The 14,560-nt window shown below is 62.9% G+C and carries 15 protein-coding genes; 9 read left to right on the top strand and 6 right to left on the bottom strand.

Features of this window, described 5'->3' with window-relative positions; all coding sequences use genetic code 11:
- Window positions 1–107 precede the first annotated feature (107 nt).
- The 3 genes from modC to modA are packed head-to-tail and all read right to left on the bottom strand — an operon-like array spanning window position 108 to window position 2,589.
- Window positions 108–1,220: a molybdenum ABC transporter ATP-binding protein gene (gene modC / locus EI983_RS04190; protein ID WP_157706149.1), complete on the bottom strand. Its 1,113-nt coding sequence runs from the start codon at window positions 1,218–1,220 to the stop codon at window positions 108–110.
- Window positions 1,217–1,909, bottom strand: coding sequence for a molybdate ABC transporter permease subunit (gene modB / locus EI983_RS04185; RefSeq protein WP_157706148.1), 693 nt, complete (start codon window positions 1,907–1,909; stop codon window positions 1,217–1,219). Before modB ends, modC begins: the two co-directional genes overlap by 4 nt.
- Window positions 1,906–2,589, bottom strand: a complete 684-nt coding sequence (gene modA / locus EI983_RS04180; protein WP_198389376.1) for a molybdate ABC transporter substrate-binding protein — start codon at window positions 2,587–2,589, stop codon at window positions 1,906–1,908. Before modA ends, modB begins: the two co-directional genes overlap by 4 nt.
- 281 nt (window positions 2,590–2,870) lie before the next feature.
- On the opposite strand from modA, the gene EI983_RS04175 reads away from it, so the two are divergent.
- From EI983_RS04175 to ptsP, 5 genes are all read left to right on the top strand, one after another.
- Window positions 2,871–3,341, top strand: coding sequence for an NUDIX hydrolase (locus EI983_RS04175; protein WP_246162273.1), 471 nt, complete (start codon window positions 2,871–2,873; stop codon window positions 3,339–3,341).
- Between the two features lie 69 nt (window positions 3,342–3,410).
- Entirely contained in the window at window positions 3,411–3,839 is a 429-nt protein-coding gene (locus tag EI983_RS04170; RefSeq protein WP_157706145.1) for a DUF1178 family protein, read from the top strand.
- An 11-nt stretch (window positions 3,840–3,850) separates the two neighbouring features.
- Complete coding sequence (locus tag EI983_RS04165; protein ID WP_157706144.1) at window positions 3,851–4,495, top strand: SDR family NAD(P)-dependent oxidoreductase; 645 nt, start codon at window positions 3,851–3,853, stop codon at window positions 4,493–4,495.
- 140 nt (window positions 4,496–4,635) lie between these two features.
- Complete coding sequence (locus tag EI983_RS04160) at window positions 4,636–5,874, top strand: aspartate kinase (protein ID WP_157706143.1); 1,239 nt, start codon at window positions 4,636–4,638, stop codon at window positions 5,872–5,874.
- 179 nt (window positions 5,875–6,053) lie between these two features.
- Entirely contained in the window at window positions 6,054–8,297 is a 2,244-nt protein-coding gene (ptsP, locus tag EI983_RS04155) for a phosphoenolpyruvate--protein phosphotransferase (RefSeq protein ID WP_157706142.1), read from the top strand.
- 31 nt (window positions 8,298–8,328) lie between these two features.
- Here the strand turns inward: ptsP and EI983_RS04150 are convergent, their stop codons facing one another.
- Window positions 8,329–9,096 carry an EcsC family protein gene (locus EI983_RS04150; protein ID WP_157706141.1) on the bottom strand — a complete coding sequence of 256 codons (768 nt, stop codon included), beginning with the start codon at window positions 9,094–9,096 and terminating at the stop codon, window positions 8,329–8,331.
- 54 nt (window positions 9,097–9,150) lie between these two features.
- Window positions 9,151–9,636, bottom strand: a complete 486-nt coding sequence (locus EI983_RS04145; protein WP_157706140.1) for a GNAT family N-acetyltransferase — start codon at window positions 9,634–9,636, stop codon at window positions 9,151–9,153.
- An 86-nt stretch (window positions 9,637–9,722) separates the two neighbouring features.
- On the opposite strand from EI983_RS04145, the gene EI983_RS04140 reads away from it, so the two are divergent.
- Together EI983_RS04140 and EI983_RS04135 are read left to right on the top strand one after the other, a co-directional pair.
- Entirely contained in the window at window positions 9,723–10,331 is a 609-nt protein-coding gene (locus tag EI983_RS04140) for a flavin reductase family protein (RefSeq protein ID WP_157706139.1), read from the top strand.
- A gap of 113 nt (window positions 10,332–10,444) precedes the next feature.
- Window positions 10,445–11,095: a CatB-related O-acetyltransferase gene (locus EI983_RS04135; RefSeq protein WP_157706138.1), complete on the top strand. Its 651-nt coding sequence runs from the start codon at window positions 10,445–10,447 to the stop codon at window positions 11,093–11,095.
- 73 nt (window positions 11,096–11,168) lie between these two features.
- On the opposite strand, the gene EI983_RS04130 is transcribed toward EI983_RS04135, so the two are convergent.
- On the bottom strand, window positions 11,169–12,764 hold the full coding sequence (locus EI983_RS04130; protein WP_246162380.1) for a SulP family inorganic anion transporter: 1,596 nt from the start codon (window positions 12,762–12,764) through the stop codon (window positions 11,169–11,171).
- 201 nt (window positions 12,765–12,965) lie between these two features.
- Between EI983_RS04130 and EI983_RS04125 the strand changes: the two genes are divergently transcribed.
- Window positions 12,966–13,847, top strand: a complete 882-nt coding sequence (locus EI983_RS04125; protein WP_157706136.1) for an S-methyl-5'-thioadenosine phosphorylase — start codon at window positions 12,966–12,968, stop codon at window positions 13,845–13,847.
- Window positions 13,848–13,893: 46 nt separating this feature from the next.
- Window positions 13,894–14,520, top strand: coding sequence for a LysE family translocator (locus EI983_RS04120; RefSeq protein WP_157706135.1), 627 nt, complete (start codon window positions 13,894–13,896; stop codon window positions 14,518–14,520).
- Window positions 14,521–14,560 lie beyond the last annotated feature (40 nt).

Raw genomic sequence — 14,560 nt, 5'->3', positions numbered from 1 at the left:
GCGGTCTCAAAGGTTATCCACATCGGGGATAAATGCAGGGCAATGTCAGGATAGTGAAATCTGACATGCCCCGAAGTGTATAAACGTGGCTTCTTACACAAGTTTGGTCACGCATGAAACGGTGCATCACCGATGTGATCATGGCCGATATTCCGGCGCGGCACCGTTGTGGCCTTGAGCACCGCAAAGCAATCGAGACCTGGACGCAAGGCAAGGTCATCGGCAGCACGCGCAGTGACACGGGCCAGCAGGACATCCTCCCCAAGCCGCAAAGACACCGCGACGCCGGGGCCACCGCCCCTGTGCAGCCCCTCCACGGTCACCGGCAGAATGTTACGCGAAGAAAGCCCCTCGGGATGTTGAAGTGCAATAAGAACATCCTGCGCCAAGATCCTGATAACAAGGCTTTCTCCTACCTTCGCATCGACCCGCGGCAGCACCAGCTCACCGCTGCTCAGCTGAAGGCGACTCAGCCCGTCCGGGTCGTGCCCCAGAACCCGAGCACGCAGGATCGACCCGGCCTCCCGCACCCCGAGAAACGGCAGGGCGGCCGGAGTGCTCAGGATATCCTGTGTACTGCCTGAAAGCGCGATTTTGCCGTTTTGCAGCAGGATCAGATGATCCGCAAGGCGCGCCACTTCAGCCACGGAATGACTGACATAAAGAATCGGCAGGCCCGTCCGATCCCGCAGCGCTTCGAGATAGGGAAGGATCTCATCCTTGCGCGGCTCGTCGAGCGCGGCAAGCGGTTCATCCATCAACAGCAGTCGGGGCGCAGACAGAAGCGCCCGCGCAAGCGCCACGCGCTGCCGCTCTCCTCCCGAGAGGGCACCGGGCAGGCGCTCCATCAGCGGTGCGAGCCCGAGAAGATCCACGATTTCGGTCTCGCTCGCGATGGGGTCTGAATGGGCAAAGCGCGCACCGAAACGGATATTACCCGCGACGCTCAGATGCGGAAACAGGCGGCCGTCCTGAAAAACATATCCGATGCGCCGCTTATGGGGGGGAATGTTCCGCCTCGCGGCGGTATCAAGAACCGACGCGCCGTCAATCACCACGCGCCCCTGATCGGGATGCAGCAGCCCTGAGATCATGTTGATGATCGTTGTTTTCCCCGATCCCGAAGGGCCAAAAATCGCTGTCACACCAGGTCCGGCCCGAAGTGTGACGTCAAGCTCGAACCCCCGGAACGCATGGCGCAGATCGGCTTCGACGCTCATGAGCGGCCTATCCTTTCGGCCACGCGCCGGGACAACCATTCAGAGATCAGAACCGCCCCAACCGCAACCACCAACGAGAGCACCACCATGCGCATGGCGGCGTCCTCCGCGCCCGGCACCTGCAGGAAGGCGTAGATCGCCGAAGGCAAGGTCTGTGTCTCTCCGGGGATGTTGGCCACGAAGGTGATCGTCGCCCCGAATTCCCCCATCGCCTTGGCAAAGCCCAGGACGCACCCGGCCAGGATACCTGGTGCGATAAGCGGCAGAGTGACCAGGAAGAACCGCGCCCACGGGCCCGCGCCCAACGTGGACGCCGCCGCGTTCAGACGTGGATCCACCGCCTCAATTGCGAGCCGTATCGCCCTGACCATCAACGGAAAACCCATGATGCCCGCGGCCAGCGCGGCTCCGGTCCAGCGAAAAGCCAGGACAAGGCCGAATATCTCGTCTAGCCATCGCCCGACAGCGCCGTTTCGGCCAAAGGTCAGCAGCAGCAGATAGCCCGTCACCACCGGCGGCAGCACCAGAGGGAGATGCACGAGCGCGCTCAGCAATCCCTTGCCCGGAAACTCGCGCCGCGCGAGCAGATAGGCCACCAGCACCGCCAGCGGCAGGGTGAACAGCACGGCGACCACCGAGACCTGAAGCGACAGCGTCAGCGCCGCCCATTCTTCGTCGCGCAAGGTCACGGGCGCGGCCTGACGGGCAGAAACCCATGTCGGACAAAGACGGCCTGGGTGGCCTCACTCATGAGGTAGTCTTGTAAAACAGACGCTTGCGAGGCGTTCTTGCCATCAAGGACAAGAAGGGGATACGTGATCTCTTCATGTGCCGACGCTGGAATGTTGTAAAGCACGCGCACCCTCGGTTCCGCCAGGGCATCGCTGGCATACACGACGCCCAGAGGCGCCTCGCCTCGGGCGACAAGAGCCAGAGCGGCGCGGACATTATCCACCTCCGCAAGGTGCGGGCGCAGGCTGGTCCAAATCCCTTCGGTCTCCAGCCACTGGCGGGCATAGATCCCGGCCGGAACGCTCGTTGTCAGGCCCACGGCGAGGCGCCCACCCGCCAGACGCCGATGTATCTCTTTGCCCGAGAGCGCCGTTACCTCGTCGGCGTCCCTCGCGCCGATCAGGACAAGGCTGTTGCCAAGAAAGTTCTTTGGCAACAGGTCTCTGTCCGGCATTTCTGACACAAGCCAATCCATCCAGTCGGTATTGGCCAGGATCACGAGGTCCGCCGGGGCCCCCTGCGCCACCTGCCGGGCGATTAACCCGCTGCCACCGTAGGATAGGGTCATCTCGACCGGCGCCATCTCGGCCACCTCATCCAGCGCCCCCTTCAGAGAGGCCGCGGCAAAGACCGTCACGCGCTCCGATCCCGAGCTGGAAACCGACATAAAAAACAGGGCGCAAACCGCTGCAATATTTCGGAAAAGGTGACGCATCGCCAAAGTATTCCGCAAGCCGATATCGGGCGCAAGACAATTCACAGGGCCACCTCCCGACGCGAGATTCACTCAATTCCCCACGAAACCAACATTTTTCCACACAATTTTTCTTTGCCCCTAGCCAAAACCCTGTATTTGCGCATATTATGCACCTCAGCCCAGAGAGAAGAGCAGAAAGCGGGCACAGGAAAATGACGATCATGACATCCCGACAGGAGCCGATTTCACTCGCTGATATGGGCAAGCGCGATCTGCGGACACAATTTGCCGCGCTGTGCTATCGCATGGTCAAGGGCAAGCCTGAAATCCTGCTGATCACGAGCCGCAGAAGCGGCCGCTGGATCGTGCCCAAGGGCTGGCCTGCCGATGGCAAAACGCCGAGCGAGAGCGCGCTGACCGAAGCCTGGGAAGAGGCCGGCGTGATCGGCAAGGCTCACAATGTCGGGCTGGGGTTGTTCTCTTATCACAAGCAGGTGGACGATCAGACGGATTTGCCCTGTGTCGCAATGGTTTACCCGGTGAAGGTAAAGTCAGTTGCCAACAAGTTCCCCGAAGCCGGAATGCGCAAGCGGAAATGGCTCAGCCCGAAAAAGGCGGCAGAACGCGTGAACGAGCCTGAACTGGCCGATATCATCCGGCGTTTTGATCCCGGCATGTTCACTCGGCTTTGACACTTTCCGGGTCTTGATTTCCATCGGGACGCGGTTACGTTTCAATCAGTGTTTATCCGAGGCTAACACATGATCAGCTTCACCTTGAAATGCGAGGACGGGCACCGCTTCGATAGCTGGTTCCAATCTTCCGATGCCTTTGACAAGCTGCAAAGCGCCGGCATGGTCAACTGTGCGGTCTGCGGGTCGGCGCAGGTCGAAAAGGCGATCATGGCCCCGCGTGTGTCTGACAGCAAATCCCGCAGCGAGCCGGACACACCGCTGACCCGGTCCGAGCACCCGGCCGAGCAGACGCTTGCCGAACTGCGCCGGAAGATCGAGGAAAACTCGGAATATGTCGGCATGAATTTCGCCCGCGAGGCGCGCGATATTCATGACGGAATTTCCCCGGAACGCGCGATTTACGGCGAGGCGAAACCGGAAGACGCAAAGAAGCTGATCGAGGACGGCGTGCCGGTGGCCCCACTGCCCTTCGTCCCCGCCCGCAAGACCAACTGAAGGACACTCTCATGCATGTCGTGATCACCGGAGCCAATCGCGGGATTGGGGCCGCGCTTGCCGCGCAATATGAGGCATCCGGCGATGACGTGACCCGCACGGCGCGCAATGCCGGGGGCTGTCTGCCGCTCGATGTGACCGACCCGGCACAACAGGCCGCGCTGGCCGAGAGGCTCAGCGGCAAAGCCGTGGATCTGCTGGTCTGCAACGCCGGCGTTTACCTCGATAAGGGTCAGACGCTTGAGACGGGCTATCCCGCCGAGATGTGGGCAACGACATTTGCGGCGAATGTGACAGGGGTGTTTCTGACCGTGCAGGCGCTCCTGCCGAACCTCCGCGCGGCGCGGGCGGCGAAGATCGCCATCATCTCAAGCCAGATGGCCAGCCATGAACGCGCACCAGGCGGCAGCTATATCTACCGTGCATCCAAAGCCGCGGCGCTCAATCTGGGGCGCAATCTGTCCATGGATCTCAGGGAGGACGGTATTGCCGTGGGCATTTACCATCCGGGGTGGGTGCGCACGGATATGGGGGGCGCTTCGGCGGATATCAGTATGCAGGAATCCTGCGACGGCCTGATTGCGCGCTTCGCCGCGCTCTCGATGTCGACCACCGGCTGCTTCGAGACCTGGGACGGACGCGCACATCCCTACTGAGCCCCAGATCGGGCCGGTCCTGCGTCTGCCTCGCGAGGCCGCCTGTAAAGGCGGATGAGCGACCCTGCGGCAGGATGCCTATTGCACTGGCGCGCAGGCCCGCGTAAACCCCGCGCGATCAAGACGTCAGGACATATCCCATGCCCATTCTCGTGATGAAATTCGGTGGCACCTCGGTGGCCAATATCGACCGCATCCGCCGCGCGGCCAAGCGCGTTGGCGTGGAGGTTGCCAAGGGTTATGATGTCATCGTTATCGTCTCGGCCATGTCCGGCAAGACCAATGAGCTTGTGGGGTGGGTCGGCGAGACCTCTCCGCTTTATGACGCACGCGAATATGACGCCGTGGTCAGCTCGGGCGAGAACGTGACCGCCGGGCTCATGGCGCTGACCCTTCAGGAAATGGATGTCCCGGCCCGCAGCTGGCAGGGCTGGCAGGTGCCGGTTCAGACCACATCGGCCCATTCCGCCGCCCGGATCGAGGCGATCCCCACCGACAATATCATGGCCAAGTTCGCCCAGGGCATGCGTGTCGCTGTCGTGGCGGGCTTCCAGGGGGTCAGCCCCGAGGGCCGCATCACGACATTGGGCCGGGGCGGCTCTGACACCACCGCGGTGGCCTTCGCCGCTGCTTTCGACGCCGAACGCTGCGACATCTACACCGATGTGGACGGGGTCTATACCACCGACCCCCGGATCGCCTCCAAGGCCCGCAAGCTCGACAAGATCGCCTTTGAGGAAATGCTGGAACTGGCCTCGCTCGGGGCCAAGGTGTTGCAAACCCGCTCGGTCGAGCTGGCGATGCGCTATAATGTGAAGCTGCGGGTTCTGAGCAGTTTCGAGGAACAATCGGACGAGGCGGGCACGCTGGTCTGCGCCGAGGAGGAAATCGTGGAATCAAATGTTGTGAACGGCATCGCCTACAGCCGCGATGAAGCCAAGATGACGCTGGTGTCGGTCGCCGACCGCCCCGGCATCGCTGCCGCCATTTTCGGACCGCTGTCGGAAGCGGGTGTGAATGTGGACATGATCATCCAGAACATCGCCGAAGAAGGCCGGACGGATATGACCTTCTCCTGCCCCACCGATCAGGTGCTGCGTGCCGAGAAGGCGCTGAACGCCGCCAAGGACGCGGGCGAGATCAACTTCCACGATCTGATCGCCGACACCGACGTGGCCAAGGTTTCGGCCGTTGGGATCGGCATGCGCTCGCAATCGGGTGTGGCGGCCAAGATGTTCAAGGTGCTCTCTGATGAAGGTATCAACATCAAGGTCATCGCCACCTCCGAGATCAAGATCTCGGTCCTGATCGACCGCAAATACATGGAGCTGGCCGTGCAGGCGCTGCATGATGCGTTCGAGCTGGAAAAGGCAGGCTGATCCAACAAAACCGCAGGAACCGGCGCGACGGGGGAGCTGCCTGTTTTTCGGGCAAGTCAGCGTATTTTTGCGGATGGATGTTCTGCTCAGCCCAAATATCCGTTTCACAGCCGGGCAACCTGTGATTTAAACGGCGCGGCTCCGGCACGAACCGGACACGCCGGAGGGACAAAGGGGCGATGGCCGCAACACGCGACACAGACAGCCGGAAGTTGCTTGGCCGCCTGCGCGAGGTGATGGCCGAAGATGCGGGCGGTCAGACGCGGCTTGACCAGATCACCCAGCTGATCGCCCAGGAAATGCACACTGATGTGTGCTCGATCTATCTTTTTCGCGACGACGACACGCTGGAACTTTGCGCCACCCAGGGCCTGAACCCCGAAGCCGTGCACCAGACCCGGATGCGCCTTGGCGAAGGTCTGGTGGGCCGGGTGGCGCGCACGGGGCGTATCGTCAACACCGATGACGCCCCCAACACCCGTGGTTTTCGCTACATGCCCGAGACCGGGGAAGAGGCCTATTCCTCTTTTCTCGGCGTGCCGGTGCAACGGCTGGGCGAAATGCTGGGCGTTCTGGTGGTACAGTCGAAAGACGCGCGCATCTACTCCGAGGAAGAGGTCTATGCCACCGAAGTGACAGCGATGGTGCTGGCCGAGATGACCGAGCTGGGTGCCTTTGTCGGCGAAGGCGCGGCGCTGAAGGCACGGCACCAGCAGCCGGTGCTCTTTCATGGTGCAACCGGCCAGGAAGGCGCGGCACAGGGCCATGTGTGGCTGCACGAGCCGCGCGTTGTGGTCACCAACCCGATTGCCGATGATCCTGACCGTGAGCTGGAGCGCCTGAATGCCGCTGTCGAAGAACTGCGCGTTGGGGTGGACAAGATGCTCAGTTCCGCAAGCGGCGGCGACAAGGAGCATCTTCAGGTCCTCGAAGCCTATCGCATGTTCGCCAATTCCAAAGGCTGGATGCGGCGCATGGAGGAAGACATCGAGCGCGGCCTGTCAGCCGAGGCTGCGGTGGAGAAAGAACAAAGCACCGCCCGCGCCCGCATGGGCCAGGTGTCGGATTCCTATCTGCGCGAGCGGCTGCACGATCTGGATGATCTGTCGAACCGGCTTTTGCGGATTCTGACCGGACAAGGCTCTGAAACGGGCGCCGAAATGCCCGCAGATCCGATCCTGATCGCACGCAATATCGGCCCTGCAGAGCTTCTCGATTACGGCCGGAGCCTGAAAGGGATCGTGCTGGAGGAAGGCTCGGTCGGCAGCCATGCCGCCATCGTGGCCCGGGCGCTTGCGATCCCGCTGGTGATCCATGCCAGCCGCGTCACCACGGAGGCGCTGAATGGCGACTTCATCATGGTCGATGGCGACCAGGGGGTTGTGCATCTGCGCCCGGAAGACACGGTCAAATCCGCCTTCCGCGACAAGATGGCGATGCAGGCCCAGGCGCAGGAGCGGTACGCCTCGATCCGCGACAAGCCGGCCGAGACACTGGACGGCCACACCATCGCGCTGCATATGAATGCCGGGCTGATGGCCGATCTGCCCAGCCTTGCCGGGTCCGGGGCCGAAGGCGTGGGGCTGTTTCGTACCGAGCTTCAGTTCCTCGTGCGCAGCCAAATGCCGAAACGTGCCGAACTGAGCGAGCTTTACGCGCGTGTCATGGACGCGGCACAAGGCAAGCGCGTGGTGTTCCGCACGCTCGATATCGGCTCGGACAAGGTACTGCCCTATATGAAACCCAATGACGAGCCCAACCCGGCAATGGGCTGGCGGGCGATCCGTGTGGGCCTCGACAAGCCCGGGGTGATGCGGATGCAGCTGCAGGCGCTCTTGCGTGCCGCGAAAGGACGGCCCTTGTCGGTCATGTTCCCCTTTGTGGCACAGATGGAAGAATACACGCGCGCCCGCGAAGAGATGGACAAGGCTCTTGAGCGCGAGCGCATCCTTGGCCACCCCATTCCCGAAAACCTTGAACTGGGCGCGATGCTCGAGACGCCGTCTCTGGCCTATGCGCCGGACAAGTTCTTTGAGGATGTCGGGTTTCTGTCCATCGGCGGGAACGACCTCAAACAATTTTTCTTTGCTGCAGACCGCGAGAATGAGCGTGTCCGGCGGCGCTATGATACGCTCAACGTCAGCTTCCTGAGCTTTCTGGAGCGGATCGTGCAGCGATGCGAGGCGACAGGCACACCGCTCAGCTTCTGCGGCGAGGATGCGGGCCGCCCGGTCGAAGCCGCCTGCTTTGCCGCTATCGGGATGCGCATCCTGTCGATGCGCCCTGCCTCCATTGGTCCGGTCAAGTCGATTCTGCGGCGCTCCGATCTTGGTGAGCTGCGCGCCATAATTCACGCCGCGCGCGACCGGGGCGATATGTCGGTACGCCCCGCGGTCCTCGAGTACCTGCGCGGAAAATTATAGGCGTAGGGTGCGTGATTTCACGCACCACCCCTCAGGCGCGTTTGACCGGCACGGCGACCCGTTTGCGAAACTCCTCAACCAGCGCGGCATGATCCTGATCGGCCTCTGCCGCCAGTCGGCGCAATCCGAAATGTACATGCGCCATTTCCTGATAGTAGGAGGTATAGGCATAGTTCGTGGCAGCGCCTGCGGCGGCCCCCAGCACCGGCACGGTCTGCGCGGCCAGCTTCTGACCCAGCACCGTGGCAAGACGCGGTGCGACCCGCGCAATCAGGCCCTGCACGGCGGCCCCGGTCACGGTCACCCGCGTGCCAAGAAAGGCCAGATCGCTGCCGTCGTCATCACCCAACGGCCCTGCCGCGGCAAAAACCTGGATACAGTCGAACTGCACGCTTTCCTCGTTTGGATCAAAGCCGTGTTCGGCGGCCACGTCCTGAATGGCGCGCAGAAGGATCGTGGTGGTCACTGGCAGCTCGGCCATGGCCGAGGGCAACCCTCCAAAACCGCCCGCAGCACCCATGGCCGTGGTCACCGCCCGGCTGAGCCAGCCCGGCTGTTCCCCCACCACCCCGCGCGAGCGTTGTGCCGCCTCCATGGCCAGGCGCAACGCCTGCTCGGCGCCGTCGCCCAAACGCGCGCGCATCTCCTTGGGCAACCGGTCAAGCAGGTTTTCCGCCTGCCCGCCAATGAGATTGAGAACCTGAATCCCCATATTGCCCGCGCGCGCATGGCGGCGCACCAGCGCGTCGAGGCGGGCCTCGGTGGTTTCCTCGGTGATTGGCGCGTCCAGCAGCTCCATTGCGGTCCTTTCCGTGGCCCTTTGCGTTAAAGATCGGCACGGAGCGCCATTTTTTCAAGCCGCGCGTGTGACCAGCCCGCTCACCCCGTCCCAGGCTCCGGCCTTCAGGGCCACGCCCAACACGCGCTCGGGATTGGTGGGCGGGGGCATTTCGACATCGGTCAACCGCCGGAAGCCGAAGCGGCTATAATAGGGCGCATCGCCCACCAGCATGACCCGCGCCCAGCCGCCATCGCGCGCCCGGTCAAGGCTGTCGAGGATGAGATAGCCGCCCAGCCCCTCGCCCTGATAGGTGGGGTGCACGGCCACCGGCCCCAGAAGCAGCGCCTCGGCCCCGCCCACGCGCACAGGCCAGAACCGGATCGCCCCTGCCAGAATGCCGCCCTCGTCCCGCGCCACGACGCAGAGCCCGTCGACGGGCGGAACGTCATCGCGCAACCGGTACGAAGACAACGCCTCGCGCCCGGGCGCAAAGCACAGGTCATAGAGGGCTTCGACCTCCCACCAGTCCTCAGGCGTTTCGGGCGTCAGTTCAAACACTTGGGGTGCGCTCCCGCAGGTTTTCGGCTGGCCATGCGGGTAGCATGGCGCTAGGGCTAGTACAAACCTATTTGGAAGGTGCCGCGATGTTCTACAGACCCGAAGACGGCCACGGCCTGCCGCATAACCCGTTCAACGCCATCGTGACCCCGCGCCCGATCGGCTGGATCTCGACCCGCGGTGCAAATGGCCATGACAACCTTGCGCCCTATTCGTTCTTCAATGCGGTCGCTTATGTCCCGCCGCAGGTCATGTTTGCCTCGACCGGCTCCAAGCCGGACCGCGACGGCACCAAGGACAGTGTGGCCCAGATCCGCGAGACGGGAGTGTTCTGCGTCAACATCGTGTCGGAGGCCCTGAAAGATGCGATGAACCGCACGTCTGGACCGTGGGAGGCCGGGCTGGATGAATTCGCCGATGCCGAGCTCGAAAAAGCGCCGTGCGAGACGATCGATTGCGCGCGCGTGGCCGAGGCGCCGGCGGCACTGGAATGCAAACTGACCCAGATCGTCACGCTGCCGGGCGCGGCCAATGTGGTGGTCTTTGGCGAGGTGACAGGCGTGCATATGCGCGATGAGTATATCGTCGGCGGCAAATTCGACGTGCTGCGCGTCCGCCCGCTCACGCGCCTTGGCTACATGGACTATTCGGTCATTCGCGAGTCGTTCAGCATGAAACGGCCCGGGGAGGGCTAGCCCCCTTTCGAATTGGCGCCGCCTGTGCTAGGCAGGCAGGGTCAGTGATGGAGAGCGACATGAACTAACCCCTTTGACCACCCCGGTACAACCGTCACGTCAAAGGAGGCACCATGCCCGCACAACTTCCCGATGCCGCGCGCATCCACCCCATTACACTGCCCGATGGCTCCGAACATGCCGGAACGGTATTTCTGAACAACGTCAACACCCATCCGCGTGTCCAGGTGGGCGCCTTTACATATGCATCCGATTTCGATCCCCCCTCGCCCGATGGCTGGATCGCGCGTCTGGCGCCCTACCTCTTCGATTTCGCACAGGAACTGCTGGTGATCGGCAAGTTCTGTCAGATCGCCCACGGGGTACGTTTCATTTCCGCCGCCGCCAATCACGACATGACCGGGGTTTCGACCTATCCCTTTCCGGTCTTCGACCCTGACACGATGCTTGGCTACCAGCCCGACACGCGCGATACGATCGTGGGCCACGATGTCTGGCTGGGTTACGGCGCGCAGGTGATGCCGGGGGCCCGGATCGGCTCGGGTGCGATCATCGGAGCCGGAGCGGTGGTGCGCGGAACGGTGCCCGATTACGCCGTGGTGATCGGCAACCCGGGCCGCGTTGTACGGATGCGGTTCCCTGAAGAAGACGTTGCCAGACTGCTTGAACTTGCCTGGTGGAATTGGCCTGTCGAGCGGATCGAGCAGGCCCTTCCGTCGATTGCACAAGGCGACGTTGACGCTCTGAGCCGCTTCGCGCCCTGACCCCTCACCGCATGACGGTATTGCGTTTGAGGCTCACTCAGGCGCAGCACCGCAGAGGGCGGGGCAGCCCGGCTCAGTGACCTGCGCCAAGGATCCCCGTCTTCACGTCGTAATCCACCGCGATCTCGTAATCCGGGTCGTCGTCACTATCGACCATCAGGTGCCCCGCTTTTGACAGAAGGCGGTGACAATCCCGGCTGAGGTGCCGCAGCATCAGCCGCTTGCCTGCGTCCTCGTACTTGCCAGCCATCCGCTCGATGGCCTGCAAGGCGGACTGATCCACGACACGGCTTTCAGCAAAATCCACGATCACCGTGTCGGGGTCATCATCCACATGAAACAGCTCGGCAAACCCCTCGGCAGAGCCGAAAAACAGCGGCCCCTGAATTTCATAGACCTTGGCCCCCGCTTCGGTCACCGATGGCCGCTCGATCGCGTGAATGCGTTTCGCGTTGTTCCAGGCATATGCGAGCGCCGAGACAATCACCCCCACGACCACCGCAATCGCAAGGTCATACTGCACCGTGACCACCGTGACGAGAACGATCACCAGCGCATCGGTCAGAGGCACCTTGCGCAGAATGGTCAGCGAATTCCACGCAAACGTCCCGATCACCACCATGAACATCACCCCGACCAGCGACGCGAGCGGTATCTGTTCGATCAGAGGGGCCGCGAACAGGATGAACGACAGCAGAAACAACGCCGCTGCGATCCCTGCAATCCGAGTGCGCGCGCCGGATTTCACGTTGATCATCGATTGGCCGATCATCGCACAGCCGCCCATCCCACCGAAAAACCCGGTGATCACGTTGGCCGAGCCCTGGGCGATGCATTCCTGGCTCGCCCCGCCACGCTTGCCGGTGATATCACCAACAAGGTTGAGCGTCAGAAGGCTTTCGATCAGACCGATAGCCGCGAGGATCACCGCATAGGGAAGGATGATCTGGAGCGTCTCTAGGGTCAGCGGCACTGTGGGGATATGAAACGCAGGCAATCCACCCTTGATCGATGCCAGGTCGCCCACACGCGGCACATCAAGGCCAAGCGCGATCACCAGACCGGCGACCACGGCAATCCCGGCCAGCGGCGCCGGTATGGCTTTGGTGAGGCGCGGCATCATCCAGATGACAGCCATGGTCAGTCCGACCAAACCTAGCATCAGCGTCAGCTCCGACATGGGCAGCCATTCGCCCCCGCTCATCCCATGCCCGGTGTTCACCATGCTTCCCGGCACTTTGAACTGCCCGAGCTGCGCCATGAAAATCACGATCGCCAGCCCGTTGACAAAGCCCAGCATCACCGGATGCGGCACGAGCCGGATGAATTTGCCCCAATGCATGACCCCGGCCAGCAGTTGGAAGATCCCCATCAGCACCACGGTGGCAAAGAGATACTCGACCCCATGTTGCGCCACGAGACTGACCATCACCACCGCCAGCGCCCCCGTGGCTCCCGAGATCATCCCCGGCCGCCCGCCAATTACAGCGGTCACCAGCCCCACGATGAAAGCCGCGTACAGCCCGACTAGAGGGTTCACCCCGGCCACGAAAGCGAAGGCCACTGCCTCGGGGACAAGGGCCAGCGCAACTGTCAATCCCGCCAAAATCTCAATCCGGAACCGGGCCGGTCCCATGTCGCCCTCGTGGGACAATCCCAGATCCGACATGCCAATCCGCTTGGCAAACCGGCCCATCAATGCCGTTTTCATCTTAGTCTCTCTTTGGTGAAGTGTTCCGCTCGCGCCTGTGAAGCGCCCGTGTAACGCCGCAACGCAGCGAAGGCAATCACCGTGGCGAGATGCCGCTGGGGCATTCCCATTTCCGTCCCTGCCCCGTAACGTGAGGCGAATGGAACGGCGGAGGCGAATATGAGCCAAACCATGATCGGGGTGATCGGCGGGTCTGGTGTGTATCAGATCGACGGGTTGAGCGGTGCAGAATGGATCAGCGTCGACAGCCCCTGGGGCGCGCCGTCGGATCAAATCCTGACCGGCAAGCTGGAGGGTATGCCCATGGCGTTCCTGCCCCGGCACGGGCGCGGGCATGTGCATTCTCCCACCACGGTGCCGTATCGCGCCAATATCGACGCGCTCAAGCGATTGGGCGTCACGGATGTGATCAGCGTCTCGGCCTGCGGATCGTTTCGCGAGGAGATGGCGCCGGGTGATTTTGTCGTTGTGGATCAGTTCATTGACCGAACATTCGCCCGTGAGAAGAGCTTTTTCGGAACCGGTTGCGTCGGTCATGTGAGCCTCGCGCATCCGACCTGTCCGCGCCTTGGCGATGCCTGCGAAACCGCGGCGCGTTCAGCGGGCGTGACAGTGCATCGCGGCGGCACCTACCTGGCCATGGAGGGCCCGCAGTTTTCGACCCTGGCCGAATCGAAGATGTATCGAGAGGTCTGGGGCTGTGACGTGATCGGCATGACCAACATGCCCGAGGCCAAGCTCGCCCGCGAGGCCGAGCTCTGTTATGCCTCCGTTGCCATGATCACCGATTATGACAGCTGGCACCCGCAGCATGGCGAGGTAGACATCACCGCGATCATCGAAACCCTCACCGGCAATGCTGACAAGGCGCGTGCGCTGGTCTCCCGCCTGCCTGCGCTGCTTGGTCCCGATCGCGCGCCCTGCCCGCATGGTTGCGACCGCGCGCTGGACTTTGCCATTCTCACCGCCCCGGACGCCCGTGACGCCGGTCTTGTCGCCAAACTTGACGCCGTGGCCGGGCGCGTGCTTGGGCACGGATAACAAGTGGTGGATCACAAACTCCACGCAACAGATTGAAAGACCGCCCATGCCCTTCGACCTCTGGCTTGCCTTCGTCGCCGCCTCCACCGCCTTGCTGCTCATCCCTGGCCCGACGGTCCTGCTTGTGCTGAGTTACGCCCTGAGCCAGGGCAAACGCGTCGCCGTGGCCTCGGCCACCGGCGTGGCGCTGGGAGACCTTATCGCCATGAGCGCCTCGCTTGCGGGTCTGGGCGCGCTGGTGCTGACCTCGGCCATGCTCTTTACCGCGCTGAAATGGATCGGGGCGGTGTATCTTATCTGGCTCGGGATCAAACTGCTGCGAGCCCCCGCCGCCTCTGGGCTGGAGGCACAGGCGACGCCCGACGCCAATGCACGCCATGTCTTTTTCCACGCCGCCACCGTGACGGCGCTCAACCCCAAATCCATTGCGTTCTTCATCGCCTTCGTGCCGCAATTCGTGCGTCTCGATGCGCCGCTCCTGCCGCAATTCGCCATCCTGACCGCGACATTCGTGGGGCTCGCCGCGATCAACGCGCTGGCCTATGCGCTGGCCGCCGACCGGCTGCGCCAGACCATCCGCCGCCCGGGCGTGATCACCTGGCTCACCCGCGCGGGTGGTGCGGCGCTTGTCGCCATGGGCGTGCTCACGGCTACGCTTCGTCGCAGCGCCTGAGGCTTGATCCACGCCCGCGCATCCGCCAAAGCTGTCATGT

The organism is Roseovarius faecimaris (genome assembly GCF_009762325.1).
GTDB classification, from domain to species: Bacteria; Pseudomonadota; Alphaproteobacteria; order Rhodobacterales; family Rhodobacteraceae; genus Roseovarius; species Roseovarius faecimaris.
This window is presented reverse-complemented; position numbering and strand designations above follow the sequence as displayed.

Coding starts and splice junctions, on each gene's coding strand:
- EI983_RS04120 (WP_157706135.1), top strand. CDS start 13,894: ATGCCCTTCGACCTCTGGCTTGCCTTCGTCGCCGCCTCCACCGCCTTG.
- EI983_RS04165 (WP_157706144.1), top strand. CDS start 3,851: ATGCATGTCGTGATCACCGGAGCCAATCGCGGGATTGGGGCCGCGCTT.
- EI983_RS04140 (WP_157706139.1), top strand. CDS start 9,723: ATGTTCTACAGACCCGAAGACGGCCACGGCCTGCCGCATAACCCGTTC.
- EI983_RS04150 (WP_157706141.1), bottom strand. CDS start 9,096: ATGGAGCTGCTGGACGCGCCAATCACCGAGGAAACCACCGAGGCCCGC.
- EI983_RS04175 (WP_246162273.1), top strand. CDS start 2,871: ATGACATCCCGACAGGAGCCGATTTCACTCGCTGATATGGGCAAGCGC.
- EI983_RS04125 (WP_157706136.1), top strand. CDS start 12,966: ATGAGCCAAACCATGATCGGGGTGATCGGCGGGTCTGGTGTGTATCAG.
- ptsP (WP_157706142.1), top strand. CDS start 6,054: ATGGCCGCAACACGCGACACAGACAGCCGGAAGTTGCTTGGCCGCCTG.
- EI983_RS04170 (WP_157706145.1), top strand. CDS start 3,411: ATGATCAGCTTCACCTTGAAATGCGAGGACGGGCACCGCTTCGATAGC.
- EI983_RS04135 (WP_157706138.1), top strand. CDS start 10,445: ATGCCCGCACAACTTCCCGATGCCGCGCGCATCCACCCCATTACACTG.
- EI983_RS04130 (WP_246162380.1), bottom strand. CDS start 12,764: ATGTCGGATCTGGGATTGTCCCACGAGGGCGACATGGGACCGGCCCGG.
- modC (WP_157706149.1), bottom strand. CDS start 1,220: ATGAGCGTCGAAGCCGATCTGCGCCATGCGTTCCGGGGGTTCGAGCTT.
- EI983_RS04160 (WP_157706143.1), top strand. CDS start 4,636: ATGCCCATTCTCGTGATGAAATTCGGTGGCACCTCGGTGGCCAATATC.